A 20,340-nucleotide genomic window follows, 5' to 3' on the forward strand; every position below is an offset into this window, starting at 1 on the left:
GGTCAGCCGAAACGCCAAGGCCCCGCTGGAACTGCAGTTCCGGCGGGGCCTTGGCGTTTCGGCGGGAAAAACGGCCAGACGGCTTGCGGCGCGCTTCGGGCCGCTTGCTGATGCTACTTGGCGCGCTGGCCGGTCAGCCAGGTTTCGGCATCGGCGCGGTGCGGAAAGCGCCGGAACTCAACGGTGGTGGGCGCACTGGAAACCACGCCCTGGGTGGAGAGGCGGTGCACCGGGTCCTGGCCCTCCACGATGGCGCAGTGGCGGAAGCCCGCCTGCCGGATAGCCCGCGGAATCCAGTCGCCGGTAAGCCACTGCTGGGCCGCCGTCGAGAGGGGCTGGCGCTGCCCGTGAACCGAGAGGATTCGGCCCGAGCCGGTGCTCTGCAGCAGCTTCAGGGCCTGCTCGTAGAACGCCTGCAGCTCGGCCAGCCCCAGGCGGCCGGGGCCCCAGGCCAGTTCCACGTAGCCGGCCGAGTGAAAGATGACACTGCCGGCCGCGTTGCGAAAGAAAACGGTTTCCCGGTCGGGGAGCAGTGGAGACATCCGGTGGTGGGCAAAAGGGCGCGCGGCACCTGGGCACCGGCGGCAAATCAAGGATGAAGTAAGCGGCCCCGCGTAAACGTGCCCGGCACGGTGCCCGCCAGACGAATGGCGAACCGGCGGTAATCAGCGGGGCAGAGCAGGCGTAAAATTACGAAGCCGGCGCCACATCCCGAAGCGGCTGGCCGGCGGCGTAGCCGGCCATTCGGCCCGTTCTGCCGCCGCCGCCGCCGCTCGGCCCGGCCGCAGCGCGCTGATTACCGGGCGGATAGGGGCAGGGTAAAAGTAATGCACAGGGTGTGGAAAACTTTGTGCATAACTCAGTTGCTGGCAGTTACGCCGGCCGCTGCCGCTCCATGTGCAGCCAGCGCACCTGGTTGTGCGTCACCTCGCGGGCCAGCCGAAACCCGGCCTTCTCGTAGGTGCGCACGGCGCGGGTGTTGGAGGCCGCCGGCACGATGGTGCACACTTCCACGCCCAGCTGCGCGAACAGGTAGTCCATCAAGGTGGTCAGCGCGTCGGTGCCGTAGCCGCGGCTGGTGTCGGCGCTGCTGGCAATCCAGATGTCCAGCTCGGTGGAGTTGTCCAGCGGGTCGACGCCGTCGTAGTTGACCTGCCCGATCAGCCGCCCGTCGGCCAGAATGCCGAACGACTGACCTTGCGCCGGGTCGGACGGATCGAAATAGTGGGGCTGGTAGTCGCTGAACAGCTGCTCCCAGCTGGGCAGGCCGGTGTTATCGGCCGTGTTGAAGATAAACGGCGTGGCGTCGGAGCGCACGGCCCACTGGTAAAACAGGTCTTTGTCGGCGGGCGTGAGCGGGCGCAGCGTCACGCGGGCGCCCTGCAGCAACGGGGGCAAACTAGTCATGCACGAAAGCGGAGAGGAGCGGAGGTCCGCGTAAGATACGGCGCGGCGGGGCGGCTTGCGGCAACATTCGGCCTATTCGTTGCCAAGCCGGAAGCGGCGGCCCCGCCGGCCCGGCGCCCGGGCCGGCGGGCCGGCGGCCGCAGCAACACTATCCGCGCCGATTTCAGCTTACTTTAGGTTTGATTCCTGCTCCTGCTCCTGCCATGCCCACGCCCGCCCCCGCTGCCGACGCCCCCGACCTTGCCGCCCTGCTGCCCCGGCTGCGCGCCCGCAGCGAAGCCCTGCGCCGCGAATCCGCGGCCGAGCGGGCCGGCCGCCTGCAGCGCCTGCACCAGTGGATAAGCCAGAACCGCGCGGCCGTGCAGCAGGCCCTGCATCAGGATTTCGGCAAGCCCGCCACCGAAACCGACGTCACCGAGCTCTACGCCACCCAGGCCGAAATCCGCCACGCCATCCGGCACCTGAAGCGCTGGATGGCGCCCAAAAGGGTGAGTACGCCGCTGGCCCTGCTCGGCACCACCTCCTGGGTGCAATACGAGCCCAAAGGCGTGGCCCTGATCATGGCACCCTGGAACTACCCCTTTTACCTGGCCGTGGGCCCGCTGGCCTCGGCCCTGGCCGCCGGCAACTGCTGCGTGCTCAAGCCCTCCGAGCTGACGCCGGCCGTATCGGCGCTGCTGGCCCGCCTGGTGCGGGAGGTGTTCGATCCGGCCGAAGTCGTGGTGGTGGAAGGCGGCAAGGACGCGGCCACGGCCCTGCTGGCCCAGCCCTTCGACCACATCTTCTTCACCGGCTCGCCGCAGGTGGGCAAGGTGGTGATGCGCGCCGCCGCCGAGCACCTGGCCAGCGTCACGCTGGAGCTGGGCGGCAAGAGCCCGGCCATCGTCGACGCCACGGCCGACCTGCGCGACGCGGCCGAAAAGCTGGTGTGGGGCAAGTGCGTGAATGCCGGCCAGACCTGCGTGGCCCCCGATTACCTGCTGGTGCACGAGAGCGTGCAGGCCCCGCTGATCGAGGAAATCCGCGGGGTGCTGCGCCGCTTCTACGACGCCGAGGGCGCGGGTGTGGCCGCCTCCAGCTCGTTTGCGCGCATCGTCAACGGCCAGCACTTCCAGCGCCTCGCGGGCCTGCTCGAAGACGCCCAGCGGCGCGGCGCCACCGTGGCCCTGGGCGGCGGCGTCGACCAGAGCCAGTGCTTTATCGAGCCCACCGTGCTGACCGACGTGGCCCCCGACAGCGGCGTGCTGCAGGAGGAAATCTTCGGGCCGCTGCTGCCGGTGGTGCCCTTCCGCACGCTCCAGGAGGCCGCCGACTTCGTCAACGCCCGGCCCCGGCCGCTGGCGCTGTATGTGTTTGCCCGCAGCCCGGAGGCGCAGCGCTACGTGCTCGGGCGCGTGCCCGCCGGCGGGGCCTGCCTGAACGACACCATCATTCATCTGGGCCACCTGGAGCTGCCCTTCGGCGGGGCCGGCAACAGCGGCATCGGGCGGGCGCACGGGCACTACGGCTTCCTGGCCTTCTCCAACGAAAAAGCCGTGCTGCGCCAGCGCGTGGGCCAAACCGGCATCAAGCTCTTCTACCCGCCCTACACGCCCAAGGTGCAGCGCGTGGTGGATCTGCTGCTGAAATACCTGGGCTGAAACGCCCCGGCACCGTCCCTGGCCCGCGCCGGTGTCCGGCTGCAGCCCGCGCAGGGCCTGACTGGCGTCGAGGGCATTGGGGGCGGACTGGCCGACGGCCGCGCCCGGGCGCAGCTACCGCTGGTTGAGGTTGTTGTCGGCCAGGCAGCGGAGCGTCCAAGGCGCGCTTCCCAGGGCCAGCCGCCGGGCCGCTGCGGCAGAAAAAAGTAGTAGGCATGCCGAGCTTATCGACTTGAATGCGTACCTTTTCTGACCCCGACGCCCGCGCGGGGCCCCGCGCCCCGTGCTGCTGCCTTCCCCCCCGCCGCAATGAAGCTTACCGCCGCCCGGCAGCAGTTGCTGCTCGTCCTTGCCGACACGTTTATTCCCAGCCTGCCCGCCGAAACCGCCGCCGCCGCGTTCTGGCAGCGCGCCGGCTCCGCGGGCGTGCGGCTGGAGCTGCTGGTAACCGCGCTCGAAGCCCAGCCCGCCGCCCGGCAGCAGCAGTTTGCCCAGCTGCTGGCCCTGCTCGACAGCCCGCTGCTGGGGTTGAGCTGGGGCGGCCCGCCGCGGCGTTTCGGGGCCCTGAACGCGGCCCAGCGCGAAACGCTGCTGCAGCGCTGGTCGCGCAGCCCGCTGCCGCCGCTGCGGCAGGGCTTTCAGGCCCTGCGCAAGCTGCTTACGTTCCTGTTCTACGCCGACTCCACGCCCGCCGCGCCCAACCCCGCCTGGGCCGCCATCGGCTACCCCGGGCCGCTGGCCGGCGCCGAGGCCCTGGCCGATACGCCGCGCCCGCTGCCCACGCTCCGGCCCGCGCAGGACGTGCACTACAGCTGCGAGGTGCTGGTCATCGGCAGCGGGGCCGGCGGGGGCGTGGTGGCCGGCGAGCTGGCCGCTGCGGGCCACCACGTGCTGGTGCTCGAAAAAGGGCCCTACTGCCACGGCTGCGACTTCACCCAGCGCGAAGCCGACATGATCGGGCAGCTCTACGACGCGCGCGGCACCCTGGGCACCACCGACGGCGGCGTGACGCTGCTGGCCGGCTCCTGCCTGGGCGGCGGCACCACCGTCAACTGGGCCGGCTCGTTTCGCACGCCCGATTACGTGCTGCAGGAGTGGGCCCGGGAGCACGACGCGCCCCACTTCACCCAGGCCTCCTTCCAGGCCAGCCTCGACGCGGTGACGCGGGCCCTGCACGTCAACACCGACTATGCGCGCCACAACGGCCAGAACCAGGCCCTGCTCGACGGCTCGGCCCGCCTGGGCCAGCCCACCCGGCTGATTCCGCGCAACGAGCTGGGGCTGGACAGCTCTGACCGGCACTTCCGCGGCCTGGGCTTCAGCACCTTCGGCGACCAGTACGGCGTGAAGCAGGGCACGCTGAATACCTACCTGAAAACCGCCGCTGCCCACGGCGCCGACCTGCTGCCCAACACCGAAGTGACGCACCTGACCCGGCAGGGCGGCCGCGTCGCCGGGGCCGAGGCCTGGCACACCACCGCCGACGGCCGCCGCGTGCGCGTGACGGTGCAGGCCCAGCGCGTGGTGGTGGCCGGCGGGGCCGTGCAAACGCCCGCGCTGCTGCTGCGCAGCGGCCTGCGCCACCCGCACCTGGGTCAGCACCTGCATTTGCACCCCACGGTGGCCGTCACGGGCATTTATCCGGAGCTGATCGAGCCCTGGTACGGCCCCAGCATGTCGGTGGTCAACGACTCCTGTACCCGCCTCGGCGGCTCCAACTTCGGCGCCAAAATTGAGACGCCGCCCGCCCACCTCGGGCTGATGGCCATGACCCTGCCCTGGACCTCCGGCGCCGCGCACAAGCGCCTGATGCTGCAGGCCGCGCACCTGGGCTCCTTCATTGTGCTGACGCGCGACCGGGACGGCGGCCGCGTGCGCGTCGACGGGCAGGGCCAGCCGCTGATCAGCTACCGCCTCAGCCGCTTCGACCGCACCAGCATGCTGACCGCCGTGCGCGCCGCCGCCGAAATCCACGCCGCGGCCGGGGCCCACACGGTGCTGCTGCCCCACGGCACGCTGCCCACGCTACAAGTGCAGCAGGGCCGCATTCAGAACCCCGCCGTGCTCGACGGCCTGCCCGGCCTCGACTGGTCGCCCAACCGCTTCGGCCTCTACAGCGCCCACCAGATGAGCACCTGCCGCATGGGCGGCCGCCGCCAAGACCACCCCACCAGCCCCAGCGGCGAAACCTACGAGCTGCGCGGCCTCTACGTAGCCGATGGCTCGGCCTTCCCGGCCTGCAGCGGCGTCAATCCCATGCTCACCATCATGGCCCTGGCCCACCACACCGCCCAGCACCTGAAGGCCGACCTGGCCGCCGACCGCAGCAGCTACCGCCCGGCGCAGCTGGTGCAGGGCGTATCCGAGGTGCGGCAGTAGCCCGGGGCGAGGCTGCACTGCCGGGCTACTGCTGGGGCTGTTCCCGTCCGGCATCGGTTTTTCGCCGTTCCTTTGCGGCCGATCAACGCTGCGCCATGCCCCTGACCACCGCTCCCGCCCCGGCCGACTACCGCACCGATACGCTCGTCATTGGCGCGGGGCAGGCGGGGCTGGCCGCCGCCTACTACCTGCAGCGGGCGGGCGAGGCCTGCCTCCTCGTTGATGCGGCCGCGGCGGTGGGGCAGCAGTGGGCCACGCGCTACGATTCGCTGCGGCTGTTTTCGCCGGCCTGGGCCAGCGGCCTGCCGGGGCTGCCCTGGCCCGGCCCGCGCCTGCGCTACCCCGCCAAGGACGAAGCCGCCGCCTACCTGCGCCACTACGCCGCGCACTTCGACTTCGCCATTCACCTGAACCAGGCCGTGGTGCACCTCGGCCGCCCCGCCGGGGCCGACTTCGAAGCCCGCACCGCCGCCGGCACCCGCTACTGGGCCCGGCGCGTGATAGTGTGCACCGGCGGCTACGCGGCGCCCCGCGTGCCCGCCTGGGCTGCCGCGCTGCCGCCCGCCGTGGCGCAGCTGCACAGCAGCGCCTACCGCCGCCCCGCCCAGCTGTCCGGCGCGGGGCCCGTGGCCGTGGTGGGCAGCGGCAATTCGGCCCTGCAGATTGCTGCCGACCTGGCCACCACCGGCCGCCCCGTCTACGCCGCCTTCGACGAGCGCACCGGCGCCATGCCCAACAACACCCTGATGTGGGCCACCCTGGAGGCCACGGGCCTGATGCGGGCCTCGCGCCACGGCCTGCTGGGCGGCTGGATGCGGCGGCAGCCCGAGCCCGTAGTGGCCGGCGACCTGCGCCGCCTGCGCGGCTTTCCCAACGTGCGCTTCATCGGGCGGGCCCGGGGCGCCGATGGGGCCTGCCTGCAGGGCGAAGCCCACACCACGCCCGCGCTGGCGGCCGTGGTGTGGGCTACCGGCTTCCGGCCCGATTATGCCTGGATCGAGCTGCCGGCCTTCGACGCCGAGGGGCAGCCGCGGCACCACCGGGGCCTGAGCGTGGTACCGGGGCTGGCTTTCCTCGGGCTGCCCTGGCTCAACAGCCGTAGCTCGGCCCTGATGGGCGGCGCCGGCCGCGACGCTCACCGCGTGGTAACCGGCCTTTTGGGCTCCGAAACTACAATCGTCTGAAAAAAACGAAACTAGTCGTAGCCTAGTCGAGTTAAAGTGAGTACTTTGGCCAGTAGGCTTTCACTTTTTTTGTACTCTTTCATGACGCTGAATTCGCTCGCCGAACAACTGGCCGCGCTGCTGAACCGCCTCCTGGGTGGCCGCAAACCTCAGCTCCAGCCGGTCCCGGTTCGCGCTGGTCGCTAACGCCGGATTTCCTGTTCGCATCCTCAGCCCCGCCGGTTCGCCCGCGGGGCTTTTTTGCGCCCAGCCCCCGGCTGCCTACCCGCCAAACGCAGCGCGGGCGGCCTCCCCGAAGAGAAGCCGCCCGCGCCGTTGGGAGCAGTAAAGCCGGTTAGCGAATCACCAGCTTGCGCATGACGCTGTTGTTGTCTGCGTCGATTTTGATGTAATACAGGCCGCTGGCGAAGCGCCCCAGGTCGAGGGTGCGGGTGAAGCGGTTGTCCAGCTCGGTGATGGTTTCGCGGTACACCACGGTGCCAATCACGTTCAGCACGCGCAGCTCGGTCTTGCGACCCTCGAAACCAGTCACGGAAATATGCACCACGCCCGAGCTGGGATTGGGGTACACCACGATGTTTTTCTCGTCGGAGGACGCGGCGGCGCGAGGCGCGCTCTGGCGCACGGCGGGCGCCGCCGTTACGGGCAAACTGCTTTGCAGGCAGCACAGGCTAAAAGCAGTTACCAGGAAACCGTATAGTAGCTGTTTGGACATAAGGAAGCCTAAGGTGTTGAGGCGTCGGAAGTGGGAAAGGAGCTGACGGACGCCGCGTCGGAACACAAAACGTCCGCAAAAGTAACGGCTTATTCTGAAATAAGTTATCAAAATATAGTGCTTGCACAGTAGCTTTCCGACAATCGCACAATAATTCCGGCCGAATCAACGTTTTTCCTCGCTTAATCCCCGCCTGTTTGCTGACTTCTGCCGCTGCGGCCAATTGTGATATTCTAATTATTGGCGGCGGACTGGCCGGCCTCACCGCAGCCCTCGACCTGGCGGCGCGCGGCTGGGCGGTGACGGTGGTGGAGCGGCGGCATTACCCTTTCCACCGCGTCTGCGGCGAGTACGTGTCGAACGAGGTGCTGCCTTACCTGCGCCGCCTCGGCGCCGACCCGGCCCCGCTGCAGCCCGCCCGCATCGGGCGTTTTCAGCTGACGGCGCCCAGTGGCCGCAGCCTCACGGCCCCGCTCGACCTCGGCGGCTTCGGCGTGAGCCGCTACGCGCTCGATGAGTTTCTGCACCAGCGGGCCGTGGCGCGAGGCGTGCAGTTCCGGCTCGGGGCCACCGCGGCCGATGTGCAGTTCGACGCCGCGGCCGACCTGTTCCGGGTGACGCTGGCCGGCGGCGAAGGGCTGACGGCCCGCGTGGTGCTGGGCGCCTACGGCAAGCGCGCCACCCTGGACCGGCAGCTGGACCGCGCCTTTTTCCGGCAACGCTCGCCCTACGTGGGCATCAAGTACCACCTGCGGCTGGATTTTCCACGGGACCTGATTGCCCTGCACAACTTCGCTGACGGCTACGCGGGCCTCTCGGCGGTGGAAGACGGGCGCTACTGCTTCTGCTACCTTACCACCCGCGAGCAGCTGCGCCGCCACGGCAGCATTCCGGCCCTGGAAACCGAGGTGCTGGCCCGGAATCCGCACCTGCGCGCGGTGCTGACGGCGGCCGAGCGGCTGTACGCGGCGCCGGAGGTCATCAACGAAATTTCCTTCGCCCCGAAAACCTGCGTGGAGCAGCACGTGCTCATGTGCGGCGACGCGGCCGGCCTCATCGCCCCCCTCTGCGGCAACGGCATGGCCATGGCCCTGCACGGCGCCGCCCTGGCCGCCCGCCACACCGAGGCCTTTCTGCGCGGCGAGCTGACGCGCCCGGCCCTGGAAGCGGCCTACACCCGCGACTGGCACCGGCACTTCGCCGGCCGGCTGCGCGTGGGGCGCTGGGTGCAGGGCCTGTTCGGCGGGCCGCGCCTCACCGACGCGGTGGTGGGCACGTTGCGCCACGCGCCGGTCGTGGTGCAGGCGCTGATGCGCCGGACGCACGGCCGGCCCTTTTAGCGGCGGGTGAGTGGATAAACCAGAGCGTCATCCGGAGCTGCCGGTGAAGGACCTTTTTCAAGCCCTGCACGCCGTGCAGATCAATGCTTCGGCACTTTTTGCCGATAGCACCGCGCCAGCCCCAAAGCGCAGCCCGGACCCGGATGGTTGGGCGTTGGTGGCTGCGCTTTTGGGGCTGGCGCGGGTGGAGCGGGTGGGGCTGCGCTGGCGGCCCAGGATGACGGGCATTTTTGTCCGCCCCTCTGCTCATCCCAACATCTATTCATCCATTCTCCTTTTGCGTATACTGCCCCTGCATGACCACCAGCTACCTCAGCGCCATCGGCACGGCAACGCCGGCGCATCGGCTTTCCCAGCCGCAGATTGCCGAATTCATGGCCCGCGCGCATGGGATGGACGAAGCGGGCACGCGCAAGCTGCGGGCCATTTACCGGATGTCGGGCATCGGCTACCGCCACACGGTGCTGCCCGATTACGGCCGACAGGAGGGCGACTACACCTTCTTCCCGAACACCGCCGACCTGGAGCCTTTTCCCACGGTGGGGGCGCGCATGCGGGTGTACCGCCGCGAGGCGCTGCCCCTGGCCGCCGAAGCCGCGCTGGATTGCCTGCGCCAGGCCCCCGAAATTGACCCGTTGACGATAACGCACCTGGTGTCGGTGAGCTGCACGGGCATGTACGCGCCGGGCCTCGACATCGAGCTGGTGCAGCACCTGGGCCTGCGCCCCGACGTGCAGCGCACCTGCGTGAACTTCATGGGCTGCTACGCGGCCTTCAACGCACTGAAGCTGGCCGACGCCTTCTGCCGCGCCAACCCGCGCGCCCGGGTGCTGGTGGTGTGCACCGAGCTGTGCACCCTGCACTTTCAGAAGCGCACCGAAGAAGACCACCTCGTGGCCAACGCCCTGTTCGGGGACGGGGCCTCGGCGGCGCTGGTGCTGGGCCAGCCCGCCGCCGGCCGGCCCAACCTGGAGCTAGCCGCCTTCCACTGCGGCCTGGAGCCCGACGGGCAGGCCGACATGGCCTGGCACGTCAACGACTTCGGCTTCGAGATGACGCTGTCGAGCTACGTGCCGCGGCTGGTGAAGCAGGGCATCCGCAAGCTCACCGAGGGCCTGTTGCGCCACCTGCCCGTGCGCCTGCCCGACGTGCGCCACTTCGCCATTCACCCCGGCGGCCGGCGCATTCTGGAGGCCATCGAGCAGGAGCTGGGCCTCACGCCGGCCGACAACCGCCACGCCTACAAAGTGCTGCACGAAGTCGGCAACCTCTCCTCGGCTACCGTGCTCTTCGTGCTGCGCGAGCTGCAGCAGCACCTGCTCCCGGCCGACGACGGTGCCCCGGTGCTCAGCTTCGCCTTCGGCCCCGGCCTGACGCTGGAAGCCATGCTGCTGCGGGTAGCGTATGCCTAAAAGTTAGGGAGGGTATGTAGGGTAAGCGTTTAGGAGTTTCTGTCCTGACAACGCCTGAACGCCTGCCCTGCTTAACTCATACCCTCCTAAACTCCTGCCCCCATACCCTATTTCATGCCTGACTTCGCGCGGCGCTCCGATCAGGCGGAGCTGATGGACGACCTGACGCTGGCCTCGGAGGCGCTGCGGCAAAACCTCGACGAGCTGGAAATCATCAACACCCGGCTGGGCGGCTACGCGGTGGTGACCCGGGCGCTGGCGCGGCTGACGCAGCGGCGGCCGGCGCGGCCCCTGCAAATCGTGGACGTGGGCAGCGGCGGCGGCGACACCCTGCGCCACCTGGCGCGCTGGGCCCGGCGGCAGCGGCTGCCCGTCGAGCTGGTGGGCGTCGACGCCAACGCGTTCATGGTGGACTACGCGGCCCGGCGCAGCACCGACTTCGCCGAAATCAGCTTTGTGCAGCAGGATATCTTCGCCGCGGAATTTGCCCGGCGCCGGCCCGACATCATCACCAGCAGTTTGTTTTGCCACCATTTCAGCGACGAGCAGCTGGTGCAGATGCTGCGCCAGTGGCAGCAGCAGGCGCGGGTGGCCGTGGTGGTGAACGACCTGCACCGCCACCCGCTGGCCTACCACAGCATCCGCTGGCTCACACGGCTGCTGGGCGGCTCGTACCTGGTGCAGCACGACGCGCCGCTGTCGGTGCTGCGGGCCTTCCGCCGCCCCGACTGGCAGCGGCTGCTGGCCCGGGCCGGCATAGCTCAGTACGAATTGCGCTGGTGCTGGGCCTTTCGCTGGCAGCTGGTGCTGCCCGCCGCTTCCGCCGACGCGGGCTGAGCCGTACTTTTGGGTTCACCTCCGCCCCGTCATGAAATCAACCCTGCTTTTTCTGAGCCTGGCCCTGCTGGGCTTCGCGGCCTGCCAATCGGACCACAAACCCGCCGCCGCGGCCGGCAGCCCCGAGCTGCGGAGCCGGCCGACGCCCGAGGGCCTGGCCTACACGCTGCCCGCCGACCAGCTGTTTCGCGGGGCCGAGGGCGAAGTCAGCGACCAGGCCGCCGCGCGCCTGACCCCGCTGGCCGAGCAGATCCGGAAGCAGGAAGCCAAGCAGCTCATCATTCGCTGCTACACCGACGACCAGGGCGACGAGGGCAAAAACCTGGCCCTGTCGCAGAAACGGGCGCAGTCGGTGGCGGAATGGCTGCGCACCCACGGCGTGGAGGCCCCGGCCGAGCAGCAGGGCATGGGCGAAGCCAACCCCGCCGTGCCCAACGCCCAGGCCGACGGCACGCCCGACCCCGCCGGGCAGGCCCAGAACCGGCGCATCGAGGTGGTGGTGCTGAAGTAGCGCCCCGTCCTCAACCCCACAGCTCGGCGGCCACCCGGAAAGTGTTGGCGTGCGCCTCCACGATGTCGGCCACGCGCTCGGAGTAGCCGCCGCCCATGCACACCACCACCGGCAGCCGGTGGCGGTGGCACAGCTCCAGCACCAGCCGGTCGCGCTGGCGGCAGCCCTCGCGCGTGAGGCTCAGGTGCCCCAGCTTGTCGGTGGCCAGCACATCCACGCCGGCGAGGTAAAACACGAATTCGGGCTGCGCCGCGTCGAGGAGGCGCGGGAGCGTATCGGCCAGCAGGCGCAGGTACGCGGCGTCGTCGGTGCCGTCGGGCAGGGGCAGGTCCAGATCCGACTGCTCCTTGCGGGCCGGGTAGTTGCGCCCGCCGTGCATCGAGAAGGTAAACACCCGCGGCTCGTGGCGAAACAGCGCGGCCGTGCCGTTGCCCTGGTGCACGTCGAGGTCGACGATGAGCACCCTGCCGATGCCTTCGTGGCGCAGCAGGTAGTTGGCCGCCACGGCCTGGTCGTTGAGCAGGCAAAATCCCTCGCCGCGGGCGGCAAAGGCGTGGTGGGTACCGCCGGCCACGTTCAGGGCCACGCCGGTGTGGCGGGCCAGCCGGGCGCACTGCACCGTGCCGCCCAGAATGGCCACCTCGCGCTCCACCAGCTGCGCCGACCACGGAAAGCCCGTGGCGCGCTCTTCCGGCCGGGTGAGCTGGCCGTGGCGGAGGCGGTGGTAGTAGCCGGCCTCGTGGGTTTCGAGAATGTACTTCTCGGGCAGCGGGGTGGGGGCAAACAGGCTTTCCTCGGGCAGCGTGCCCTCGCGCACAAGCTGCTCGGGCAGCAGCTCGTACTTGAGCATGGGAAAGCGGTGGCCCAGCGGCAGCGGGTGGGCGTAGAGCGGTGCCCAGGCTACGGGCAGCAGGTGGGGCAGAACGGCGGGCAGGGGAAGCGTCACAACGAGCAACAACCGCAAAACCACCGCCGGGGTTGCGCTACCGCGTCAGCAGCCACTGCACGGCCGCGGGCTCGTCGTCGAAGTAGCGGTAGGTCAGGTTCAGGTCGCGGCCCTGGGTGGTGACGGCGGCCGTGGCCAGGCGGGCAAACACGTCGTGGGCCTGCAGCACGGCCCCGTAGCGGTAGCCGCCCTCGGCAACGGCCGCCGGCAGCCACTGCTGCGTCATGTGCTGCTGCTCGGAAGCCGAAAAGGGCTGCATCAGGCGCTGATCCACGAGCAACCGGCCATCGGGGCGGCGGGCCAGCAGGCGCGTGACGTGGCCCAGCAAGGCGCGCAGCTCGTCTTCGCTGCGCTGGCCGGCGAAATAAGTCAGACGGGCAAAGCCGGCCGGATCATCGCTGATGCGGCCGGCCCGGTTTTCAAAATAAAGACGCAAGGAAACGCAGGAAGTAAAGAGCCGCAAAAGTAACCGGCAATGGCCTCAAATGGTTGGCCGCGCACGGCGGCAGGCAGCTCAGTCGGGGGCCGACAGGGCGGCCCGCAGCTCCTGGTCGGCCACGGTGCAGAAGTACTCGCGGGCCATGGTCAGATCGGCCTCGGCCACGCAGTGGGCATGGGCGGGCGACTGGCTGCGCGCCGCACAGCCGCATTCGCAGATGAAAAGCAGGGTGGCGGGGGTGAGGGCCGCCGGCGTCAGGTGCGGGCGAAGCTCCTGGACGTAGTTCTGTACCCACCGGGTATAGTGGTACAGGCCCACGGCGGACCGCAGGTCATAGGGCGTTAGCATGCAGGCAACAGGTGTGTGAGGAGGGCGCGGGGTACCGGAGTACCGCGCAATATAAATCCTTGGGGGAGGATGTTGGATAATTCGGGACGGCCGGGGGCGATTATTTGGCCGGGCCGGGTCCGCGGGCCCGCAGGCCCGGCCGAAGCACCGGGGCGGACCGGCCGATAGCCTGTCACACAGCTGGGCTTTTCTTCCTTTTTCCCGCCCCACCGACCGGCGTACTTGGCGCTTCATCCTTTTTCAACCCAACACATTATGAAGCATCCGTATCCGTACCTGTTTTGCCTGCTGCTGGCCCTCTGGCTGGCACCACGCCCCGGCCACGCGCAGTTCGACCCGAACCAGCCGGTCCTGATCAGAAGCATGGGCGGCGGCCCCACGGCCCTGGTCGTGCCGCCCACGCCGAATAACGATAACATGGTGCAGGCGGGGGCGCGCGTCGACCGCCTCGTCATCGGCGGCAACGGCGTCGACGGGCTGGCCAACCAGCAGTGGTACCTCCGGCCGGTGACGAACCAACCCGGCCGGTACTGGATTGAGAACCGCAACAGCCAACAGGCGCTGCGCATGTCCAACACGGTCTATTGGGACGGCACGCAGTCGTTGCGGCAGCCGATAGAACAACAGCCCAAGTCGACGACCGACCTGAACCAGCACTGGAAGATCCAGGACGTGCCGCCTACTGATCCGGATTACCCCAGCTACTACATCATCAACGCGAGCAACGACAAGTACCTGGTGGGCCTCGGGCCGACCGGCCAGGGCACCACGGTGGAGGCGGCCAACCCCATTCTCATCGATTCGCGGTGGAAATGGTACTTCCCGGCCGTGAGCATCCCGAAGGGGCCCAAGTTCGACGGGGTGTTTACGCTCAACAACGTCAATGCCAACCAGGGCTTCCCCAACAACAGCCCGAAGGTGGCCATGCAGGTGTACCAGAAAAGCCTGTCGCCGAGCGCCCGCATCGAACAGGGCAACGACATCGGCATTGGCTCGCAGCAGTGGCAGCTGGTGGGCAACAGCATGCCCGGCCCCTTTGCCATCTACAACCGCGCCAGCGGCTTGGTGCTCCAGCTGTACATGGGCAGCATGGCCGCCGGCGCCAAGCTCGAACAGGGCCAATACCTGGCTGGGGAGGTCACCCAGCAGTGGTACCTCGATGAGGTAACGACGCCCGGGGCCGCAGCCTCCATGTACCGCATCTCGACGGGCAACGGCCGGAGCATTCAGGTGGAGGGGCAGGCCTCCATTCCCGGCGCGCGCATGGAAATCGGGGACTACATCGGCATCAATTCCCAGAAGTGGTACATCACCTTCTTCAGCCAGAACCGCGGCACCAATGCGGCGGACGCCCCGGCGGCGGCCCCGGCCCTGGCCGTGTACCCCAACCCGGCCACTGACCTGGTGACGGTCTTCTGCCCCGGCACGACGCGGCAGGCGACGCTCACGGTCACGACCCTGGAAGGCAAGCAGCTGCTGCGCCAGCCCTACACCGGTACCGTCGACGTGAAGTCGTTGCCGGCCGGGCTGTACGTGCTCACGGTGCGGGACGGGGAGCAGGTATTCCGCCAGAAATTTGCCAAGCAGTAAGCCGGTTTCGCCTGGCTTCGAACACGCGACCTGACTGGCTTACTGCTCATGAAAAGAATCCTACTGCCGGCGTTGTGCGCCGCGCTGCTGGTGCCGGGCCCGGGCAAGGCCCAGCACCGCCCGTATGCCGATCCGTACCAGGGGGCCGCCTCGCAGGAGTGGGGCGCATCCAAGAACCCGCAGGCAAAACTACCGGCGCCCGCCGGGCCGGCTGCCTCGGCGGGCAAGGTGATTGGGACGTGCAACTTTGTGGTCAACGGCGAGTTTGAGACCCAGAAAGTGACGTATCTCCAGGGCTCGGGGAGCAACATCTACAATCCGTCCGACCCCAATTCGCGGGACGAGCTGGCCTACTGGTTTTCGCCCAATCCGTGGTCACCAGACCACCTGGCAACCAATTCTCCCGTCGGGTACGATGCCAACCCCGCGTCGGCGTATGGGGGCGCGTTTATCCCGTACAACTACAATTCAGCGGCCCGAAACGGTTGTCTGGGCCTGATCAACCGCCCGGATGTGCGGTACGGCTTTTTCCCTTATTGCGAATACGCCACGGAAGTCATTGCCTCGCCGCTGCGGGGCGACAAATACTACTACGCCAGCATGCAGGTGTACAGCGGCAGCAAGTCGCAGTGGGCCACACGCCTGGGCATTGACATTGCCGTCGACAACCCTACCAACTACTACAACTACCCTACTTCCGGGGCCCGCTTCGTGGTGATGACCCCGGCCGGATGCGGCATTCGCAGCGCCGGGGTGGTGCAGGCCTCGCAATGGGAGCGGGTGTCCGGCAAGTTTCAAGGCATTGCGGGCGCCAAGTACCTGACCATCGGCAACTTCGATCCGCAGGATCAATGGCAGCTGGTAAGGCCTTCGGCATTTCTCGACATGTCCTACCATTTCATCGACCACGTGGAGGTGTACGAGATACCGGAAGCGGCCCCCGCAGGTGCCAGCACCGGTTGCACCGATGACCCCGTGGCCCTGGGGCAGGGCTGCCACATTCCCGGGGCGCAGTACGCCTGGACGGCCAGCCCCGACATCACGTTTTCGTCGACGGAGCTGCACCCGGTGGTCGACCCCGGGGTGACGACCACCTACACCCTGACGGTCACGCTACCGGACGGCTCCACGCACACCAGTGCCACCACCGTGACGGTGTGCAACGTGTCGTGCCCGCAGATGTACGCCATCGACGTTGACGATTCGGAGTACTGCGACCAGGAGCGAATCTACCTGGTTCCCCATTTCGACCCCGGCCCTTTCGACCCGAACTACGTGGGCACGTCGGGGCTGAGCTACACGGCCAGCGGCGACATCGGCGGCGGCAGCTGGGTGCAGTACTCGCCCGCTACGGGCCGGCCCAGCGTCGTCATCGTGCCGCTTTACGGCCGCGTGCAAACGTATTTCACGGTCGAAATCACCTACCACTACGCCACGGGCTGCACGGCCTCCTACACCTACACCAACGGGTGGAATTCCCAGTACTGCCAGGGCCTGCGCCCGCCCAGCGTATCGCCTAATCCAGCCGCTTCGCACCTCACCATCGAGGCCCCGCCGGCGGCGGCCGCTGCAGCCCCGGTGCAGGTACGCCTCTACAACAGCTATGGCCGTCTGGTCAGGCAAGGCACCAGCCAGGCCGGCCAGCTCAGCCTGGATGTGCAGGAGCTGCCCAACGGCATCTACTACGTGAAAGGAGGAGCGGGCAAGCAGGCGTGGTCCAAAGCCGTGGAGGTGCGGCACTGAGCAAACCTGCTGGTTGGAGTATACTCCTGCATGCCTCGCAAAGCCCCAATCGCGCCAGCGGTTGGGGCTTTTGTGGGTTAAAAAAGCTAGCGGATGAGCTGGTTTGCGGCCAATCCGGCAGGAGAGCAGGCCGTTGTGCGTCAGGCACGGTACGGCCCCGGCGGCGTGGCCTGCCGGCAGGTGGCCCTGCGGTGCAGCGGGGCCTGAGGTGTTGCGGCTCGGGCGGGCTCGGCTAGGCGCCGCCGGCTGCCCACCGCCGAAGCCGACGGGGCCATAAATGAAAAATCCCCACTGCCGAAACCGGAGTGGGGATGCTGTGAAGCGTACTGGACTCGAACCAGTGACCTCCACCGTGTCAGGGTGGCGCTCTAAACCAACTGAGCTAACGCTCCGGACGGGGTATTGCCCGAAGGCACAAACTTAATCCGGTAAGATAATGCGTTGCAAGGATTGGGTCAAGAAAATTTTTCGAAACGGGCCGGGAGGGCGTAACCCGAGGCCGCCGGGCTTAGTATAGAACCCTGCTAATGCGGCTGTAACCTCCTCAGGTCAATCAGCGGCAGCGCCTAACCCTCAAGTCTTTTCGCCATGAAGAAAATTGCACTCATCTTGTCGCTGTGCGCCCTGTGCGGCGGCAGCGCCTTCGCCCAGCGCGGCGTCGAAGGCATCCGCAAATCGTCGGACTACCAGACCACCCCGGACTCGCGCAACAACGGGTTTGGCCTGAAAGGCGGCTGGAACGCCTCCACCATTCGCGGCGCCGAAAAGAATAACTATTCCGACGTGACGGCCCGCAACAACTTCCACGCCGGGGCCTACGCGCAGTTCGGCTTCTCGCCCCAGACCTCGCTGCAGGTGGAAGCCCTCTACAGCCGCCAGGGCTACAAGGCCGGCTCCGATTTCCGCACCACCAGCGCGGGCGCCCCGAACACGGCCAAGTACGAAACGCAGCTCGACTACGTGCAGGTGCCGGTGATGTTCGTCTACAACGTGGTCGACAACGTGAGCTTCCACGTGGGGCCGCAGGTGTCGCTGCTGGTCAACGCCAAGGAAAACAAGAACTCGGTGAACCTGGCCGACCGCAACTACAGCTCGCTGGACTACGGCGCGGTGGGCGGCATCGAGGCGCGCGTCGGACCGGCCCGCATCGGGGGGCGCTACGTGCTGAGCCTGGGCGACATCTACAACGACCCGAAGATGGAAAACGGCGTGATGACGCCCGACAGCCGCATCGATAACATCAAAAACAGCGTGGTGCAGGTGTACGTGGGCTTCGGCTTCTCGCAATAGCCCCGCCCGCCGATTCAGCTTGCTGACCTCAGGAAGCCAGCCCCCGCACGGGCTGGCTTCTTTGTGCGCCGGTAGTACCTTGGCGGCCCCGGACCGCATTCCTCCCACGCTTCGCCACGCCACCCTATGCCGGCTTCCGCCACCGCCGCCCTCGATGCGCTGAACCAGCAACGTGAGCTGCTGACCCAGCAGGGCATGGGCCTGCTGGGCGCCTGGGCCCTGCTGAACCTGCTGCTGAGCGGCTGGCTGGTAGCGCGCCCCGGGCGCGGCACGGCCCGGCACCACTTCCACCTGATGAACGTGGCCTGGGGCGCCGTCAATGCGGTCATTGCCACCTGGGGTATTGTGCAGGCGCAGCCGCTGCACGCGGCGGGTCGCACCCTGGCCGCCAGCCTGCGGGCGCAGTTTGAGCTGGAAAAGCTGCTGCTGCTCAACACCGGCCTCGACGTGGCCTACCTCGCCGCCGGCGCCTGGCTGCTGGCCCGGGCGACGCGGGGCGCGGAGCCACGCCCCGAGCGGCTGCGGGGCTTCGGGCAGGCGGTACTGCTGCAGGGGGCGTTTCTGCTGGCGTTTGATGCGGGGCTGTACGGGGTGCTGCACCGCCTGGCGGGGGCGCTGCTGGCGCTGGTGCCGTGAGGTGCGGCGGGCCCCAAATAACAACCGCCCGGCCGCAGGAGCGGTCGGGCGGTTGCCTTAAAGAGTGAGGCGCTTGGGGCAATTACTTGCCGCCAATCTTCTCAATTAATGTTTGGTTAAACGCAGGCAGGTCGTTAGGGTTACGGCTGGTTACCAGGTTGCCGTCGACGACGACTTCCGCGTCTTCCCAGCGGCCGCCGGCGTTTTTGATGTCGGTTTTCAGGCTAGCCCAGCTGGTCACGTTCTTGCCGCGCAGCACGTCGGCCTCCACCAGCAGCCAGGGGCCGTGGCAGATGGCGCCCACCACCTTGCCGGCGCGCACGAAATCGGCGGCAAACTGCACGGCCTTGGGCTCGGTGCGCAGGATGTCGGGGTTCATCTGCCCGCCGGGCAGCACCAGCGCGTCGTAGTCGGCGGGTTTGGCCTCGTCCAGCGTTTTGTCGACGCTGACTTTGTCGCCCCAGTCCTTCTGGTCCCAGCCCTTGATGGAGCCGCTCTTGAGCGACACGATGTCGACCTCGGCGCCGGCATCCTTGAGGGCTTTGACGGGTTTTTCCAGCTCCGATTGCTCGAAGCCGTCGGTGGCCAGTACGGCTATGTGTTTGCCCTTCAGCGGGTCGTTACCAAAAATGCTCATGGCGGCAGGGTGTTTTGGGAGTAGGGTAGAAACGAAAACCGGAACCGCCCGCAGGGGCCGGTTCCGGTTCCGGCTTAACGGCAAATGCCGCGGCGGGGTTGTTCGGGGCGCGGCGGGCCTATTCGTCGGGGTGGCCCGCCGCCTTGCGCTGCTGCTTGAAGTGGCGGCGCAGCTCGTGCACGCGCTCATCGAAGCCGTCGGGGTCGTAGTTGATGTCCTCCACGTCGAGCTGGTCGAGCAGGTCCATCAGCGCGTCGGTGTGCTCGGCGCGCTTGCCGGTGGTCAGGCTCACGTAGGCCATTTCCGACCAGAGCAGGGCCTTCAGGCGCAGCCCGTCGGCATCGAGCATCAGCATTTCCACCACCAGGCGCGAGTTGTCGAAGTGAATCAGCTGGGTGCGAATGAGCACCTGCTCGGCGTGGTTGGCGGGCTTGAGGTAGCTCAGGTGGTGCTTGGTAATCACCCAGGCGGCCTGCTGCTCGCGGGCCAGCTGGCCCAGGTTCAGGGCGTAGTGGCGCAGCACGTGGTCCTCGCGGGCGTTGAGGAAGTAATCGAGGTAGCGGGCGTTGTTGAGGTGGCCCAGCTGGTCACAGTCCTGGAAATAGATGCGGTGGCGCGACTCGGGGGTGCGCACCAGGGCAGGCGTGGTCATAGGCGGCGGGAACAGATGCGGCCGCAAGGTACGCGAATGCACCGCGGGCGTGGCCCGGCGCGGGCGGTGGCGTTGGGGTTACCCTTTCTGGCCGGTGCACTGGCGCTGCACCGCGCGCAGGCGGCGCACCACCTCGGCCACCTCGATTTCGCTGGTGGTGTAGAGGGGCAGGGTGATGGCGTCGATGCCCGACTTGCTGCCTCCCTTGGCGGCCGGGCGGCGCAGCAGCTTCAGGTCGTAGTGGGCCGGGTCGGTGGCTTCGGCTTTCACCAGCGAGTAGCTCACGGCCCCGATTTCGCTCCAGTCCAGGCCCAGGTTCAGCTCGAACTCCACCTTGTCGTTGGTTTTGGCCGCCCAGCTGCTGCCGTTTTTGCTGTTGCTCACCGAAATGTTGAGCGAGCCGGGCTGGTCGGCCGCGCGGTACTTGCGCACGGTCTGGCGCACGCCGCACTCGGCCAGCGACACCCGCACTTCGGCCGGATCCTCCGGCTTGGGGTCGATGAGCAGGCGATTAAGCTGTTTGGTCAGGGCCTGCACCTCGGCGGCCGGGGCCTGGGCGGCGGCGCTGCCGGCGGCCAGCAGAACGAGGGCCAGGGGGGTAAGAAGCAGTTTGAACATAGCAACAAGCAGGGCC

At 68.1% G+C, this 20,340-nt stretch carries 20 protein-coding genes and 1 tRNA gene; 11 read left to right on the forward strand and 10 right to left on the reverse strand.

What is annotated here, in order from left to right; all coding sequences use genetic code 11:
- Positions 1–113 precede the first annotated feature (113 nt).
- Both DLM85_RS09180 and DLM85_RS09185 read right to left on the reverse strand, forming a co-directional pair.
- Complete coding sequence (locus tag DLM85_RS09180; protein ID WP_111477811.1) at positions 114–542, reverse strand: STAS/SEC14 domain-containing protein; 429 nt, start codon at positions 540–542, stop codon at positions 114–116.
- 331 nt (positions 543–873) lie between these two features.
- Positions 874–1,407 (reverse strand): GNAT family N-acetyltransferase, encoded by a 534-nt coding sequence (locus DLM85_RS09185; RefSeq protein WP_111477812.1) that lies wholly within the window; start codon positions 1,405–1,407, stop codon positions 874–876.
- A 203-nt stretch (positions 1,408–1,610) separates the two neighbouring features.
- On the opposite strand from DLM85_RS09185, the gene DLM85_RS09190 reads away from it, so the two are divergent.
- From DLM85_RS09190 to DLM85_RS09200, 3 genes are all read left to right on the forward strand, one after another.
- On the forward strand, positions 1,611–3,047 hold the full coding sequence (locus DLM85_RS09190) for an aldehyde dehydrogenase family protein (RefSeq protein ID WP_111477813.1): 1,437 nt from the start codon (positions 1,611–1,613) through the stop codon (positions 3,045–3,047).
- A 309-nt stretch (positions 3,048–3,356) separates the two neighbouring features.
- Positions 3,357–5,426, forward strand: a complete 2,070-nt coding sequence (locus DLM85_RS09195; protein ID WP_111477814.1) for a GMC family oxidoreductase — start codon at positions 3,357–3,359, stop codon at positions 5,424–5,426.
- Between the two features lie 95 nt (positions 5,427–5,521).
- A complete protein-coding gene (locus tag DLM85_RS09200) occupies positions 5,522–6,610 on the forward strand; it encodes a flavin-containing monooxygenase (RefSeq protein WP_111477815.1) in 1,089 nt (362 codons plus the stop codon).
- Positions 6,611–6,944: 334 nt separating this feature from the next.
- On the opposite strand, the gene DLM85_RS09205 is transcribed toward DLM85_RS09200, so the two are convergent.
- Complete coding sequence (locus DLM85_RS09205) at positions 6,945–7,325, reverse strand: T9SS type A sorting domain-containing protein (protein WP_111477816.1); 381 nt, start codon at positions 7,323–7,325, stop codon at positions 6,945–6,947.
- Between the two features lie 197 nt (positions 7,326–7,522).
- Here DLM85_RS09205 and DLM85_RS09210 point away from each other — a divergent pair, with 197 nt between their 5' ends.
- The 4 genes from DLM85_RS09210 to DLM85_RS09225 all read left to right on the forward strand — a co-directional run bounded on the left by DLM85_RS09210 (position 7,523) and on the right by DLM85_RS09225 (position 11,425).
- Complete coding sequence (locus DLM85_RS09210) at positions 7,523–8,665, forward strand: NAD(P)/FAD-dependent oxidoreductase (RefSeq protein WP_243635908.1); 1,143 nt, start codon at positions 7,523–7,525, stop codon at positions 8,663–8,665.
- A gap of 296 nt (positions 8,666–8,961) precedes the next feature.
- Positions 8,962–10,077 (forward strand): type III polyketide synthase, encoded by a 1,116-nt coding sequence (locus DLM85_RS09215; RefSeq protein WP_111477817.1) that lies wholly within the window; start codon positions 8,962–8,964, stop codon positions 10,075–10,077.
- Positions 10,078–10,191: 114 nt separating this feature from the next.
- A complete protein-coding gene (locus tag DLM85_RS09220) occupies positions 10,192–10,914 on the forward strand; it encodes a methyltransferase domain-containing protein (RefSeq protein WP_243635909.1) in 723 nt (240 codons plus the stop codon).
- A 31-nt stretch (positions 10,915–10,945) separates the two neighbouring features.
- Positions 10,946–11,425 carry an OmpA family protein gene (locus tag DLM85_RS09225; protein WP_111477818.1) on the forward strand — a complete coding sequence of 160 codons (480 nt, stop codon included), beginning with the start codon at positions 10,946–10,948 and terminating at the stop codon, positions 11,423–11,425.
- Positions 11,426–11,435: 10 nt separating this feature from the next.
- Here DLM85_RS09225 and DLM85_RS09230 read toward each other — a convergent pair whose 3' ends face one another.
- The 3 genes from DLM85_RS09230 to DLM85_RS09240 all read right to left on the reverse strand — a co-directional run bounded on the left by DLM85_RS09230 (position 11,436) and on the right by DLM85_RS09240 (position 13,158).
- The gene (locus DLM85_RS09230; RefSeq protein ID WP_111478049.1) at positions 11,436–12,338 is read right to left on the reverse strand and encodes a histone deacetylase family protein; all 903 of its coding nucleotides are present in this window, start codon (positions 12,336–12,338) and stop codon (positions 11,436–11,438) included.
- 70 nt (positions 12,339–12,408) lie between these two features.
- Positions 12,409–12,807: a hypothetical protein gene (locus tag DLM85_RS09235; protein WP_111477819.1), complete on the reverse strand. Its 399-nt coding sequence runs from the start codon at positions 12,805–12,807 to the stop codon at positions 12,409–12,411.
- A gap of 78 nt (positions 12,808–12,885) precedes the next feature.
- Positions 12,886–13,158, reverse strand: coding sequence for a hypothetical protein (locus DLM85_RS09240; RefSeq protein ID WP_111477820.1), 273 nt, complete (start codon positions 13,156–13,158; stop codon positions 12,886–12,888).
- Positions 13,159–13,413: 255 nt separating this feature from the next.
- Here DLM85_RS09240 and DLM85_RS09245 point away from each other — a divergent pair, with 255 nt between their 5' ends.
- Positions 13,414–14,748: an RICIN domain-containing protein gene (locus tag DLM85_RS09245; RefSeq protein ID WP_111477821.1), complete on the forward strand. Its 1,335-nt coding sequence runs from the start codon at positions 13,414–13,416 to the stop codon at positions 14,746–14,748.
- A gap of 48 nt (positions 14,749–14,796) precedes the next feature.
- Entirely contained in the window at positions 14,797–16,491 is a 1,695-nt protein-coding gene (locus DLM85_RS09250; protein WP_111477822.1) for a T9SS type A sorting domain-containing protein, read from the forward strand.
- A 317-nt stretch (positions 16,492–16,808) separates the two neighbouring features.
- On the opposite strand, the gene DLM85_RS09255 is transcribed toward DLM85_RS09250, so the two are convergent.
- A tRNA-Val gene (locus DLM85_RS09255) sits at positions 16,809–16,883 on the reverse strand.
- A 196-nt stretch (positions 16,884–17,079) separates the two neighbouring features.
- On the opposite strand from DLM85_RS09255, the gene DLM85_RS09260 reads away from it, so the two are divergent.
- Both DLM85_RS09260 and DLM85_RS09265 read left to right on the forward strand, forming a co-directional pair.
- On the forward strand, positions 17,080–17,781 hold the full coding sequence (locus tag DLM85_RS09260; protein ID WP_111477823.1) for a porin family protein: 702 nt from the start codon (positions 17,080–17,082) through the stop codon (positions 17,779–17,781).
- A gap of 126 nt (positions 17,782–17,907) precedes the next feature.
- Complete coding sequence (locus DLM85_RS09265) at positions 17,908–18,417, forward strand: DUF6992 family protein (protein WP_111477824.1); 510 nt, start codon at positions 17,908–17,910, stop codon at positions 18,415–18,417.
- 82 nt (positions 18,418–18,499) lie between these two features.
- Here DLM85_RS09265 and DLM85_RS09270 read toward each other — a convergent pair whose 3' ends face one another.
- From DLM85_RS09270 to DLM85_RS09280, 3 genes are all read right to left on the reverse strand, one after another.
- A complete protein-coding gene (locus DLM85_RS09270) occupies positions 18,500–19,054 on the reverse strand; it encodes a type 1 glutamine amidotransferase domain-containing protein (protein WP_111477825.1) in 555 nt (184 codons plus the stop codon).
- Positions 19,055–19,172: 118 nt separating this feature from the next.
- Positions 19,173–19,706, reverse strand: a complete 534-nt coding sequence (locus tag DLM85_RS09275; RefSeq protein ID WP_111477826.1) for an acyl-CoA thioesterase — start codon at positions 19,704–19,706, stop codon at positions 19,173–19,175.
- Positions 19,707–19,784: 78 nt separating this feature from the next.
- Positions 19,785–20,324, reverse strand: a complete 540-nt coding sequence (locus DLM85_RS09280; protein ID WP_111477827.1) for a hypothetical protein — start codon at positions 20,322–20,324, stop codon at positions 19,785–19,787.
- Positions 20,325–20,340 lie beyond the last annotated feature (16 nt).

This window comes from Hymenobacter edaphi (genome assembly GCF_003258365.1).
Classification (GTDB): Bacteria; Bacteroidota; Bacteroidia; order Cytophagales; family Hymenobacteraceae; genus Solirubrum; species Solirubrum edaphi.

Bases quoted from the DNA above. Each gene is read 5' to 3' on its own strand.
- DLM85_RS09180 (WP_111477811.1), bottom strand. From the start codon at position 542: ATGTCTCCACTGCTCCCCGACCGGGAAACCGTTTTCTTTCGCAACGCG.
- DLM85_RS09185 (WP_111477812.1), bottom strand. From the start codon at position 1,407: ATGACTAGTTTGCCCCCGTTGCTGCAGGGCGCCCGCGTGACGCTGCGC.
- DLM85_RS09190 (WP_111477813.1), top strand. From the start codon at position 1,611: ATGCCCACGCCCGCCCCCGCTGCCGACGCCCCCGACCTTGCCGCCCTG.
- DLM85_RS09195 (WP_111477814.1), top strand. From the start codon at position 3,357: ATGAAGCTTACCGCCGCCCGGCAGCAGTTGCTGCTCGTCCTTGCCGAC.
- DLM85_RS09200 (WP_111477815.1), top strand. From the start codon at position 5,522: ATGCCCCTGACCACCGCTCCCGCCCCGGCCGACTACCGCACCGATACG.
- DLM85_RS09205 (WP_111477816.1), bottom strand. From the start codon at position 7,325: ATGTCCAAACAGCTACTATACGGTTTCCTGGTAACTGCTTTTAGCCTG.
- DLM85_RS09215 (WP_111477817.1), top strand. From the start codon at position 8,962: ATGACCACCAGCTACCTCAGCGCCATCGGCACGGCAACGCCGGCGCAT.
- DLM85_RS09220 (WP_243635909.1), top strand. From the start codon at position 10,192: ATGCCTGACTTCGCGCGGCGCTCCGATCAGGCGGAGCTGATGGACGAC.
- DLM85_RS09225 (WP_111477818.1), top strand. From the start codon at position 10,946: ATGAAATCAACCCTGCTTTTTCTGAGCCTGGCCCTGCTGGGCTTCGCG.
- DLM85_RS09240 (WP_111477820.1), bottom strand. From the start codon at position 13,158: ATGCTAACGCCCTATGACCTGCGGTCCGCCGTGGGCCTGTACCACTAT.
- DLM85_RS09245 (WP_111477821.1), top strand. From the start codon at position 13,414: ATGAAGCATCCGTATCCGTACCTGTTTTGCCTGCTGCTGGCCCTCTGG.
- DLM85_RS09250 (WP_111477822.1), top strand. From the start codon at position 14,797: ATGAAAAGAATCCTACTGCCGGCGTTGTGCGCCGCGCTGCTGGTGCCG.
- DLM85_RS09260 (WP_111477823.1), top strand. From the start codon at position 17,080: ATGAAGAAAATTGCACTCATCTTGTCGCTGTGCGCCCTGTGCGGCGGC.
- DLM85_RS09265 (WP_111477824.1), top strand. From the start codon at position 17,908: ATGCCGGCTTCCGCCACCGCCGCCCTCGATGCGCTGAACCAGCAACGT.
- DLM85_RS09270 (WP_111477825.1), bottom strand. From the start codon at position 19,054: ATGAGCATTTTTGGTAACGACCCGCTGAAGGGCAAACACATAGCCGTA.
- DLM85_RS09275 (WP_111477826.1), bottom strand. From the start codon at position 19,706: ATGACCACGCCTGCCCTGGTGCGCACCCCCGAGTCGCGCCACCGCATC.
- DLM85_RS09280 (WP_111477827.1), bottom strand. From the start codon at position 20,324: ATGTTCAAACTGCTTCTTACCCCCCTGGCCCTCGTTCTGCTGGCCGCC.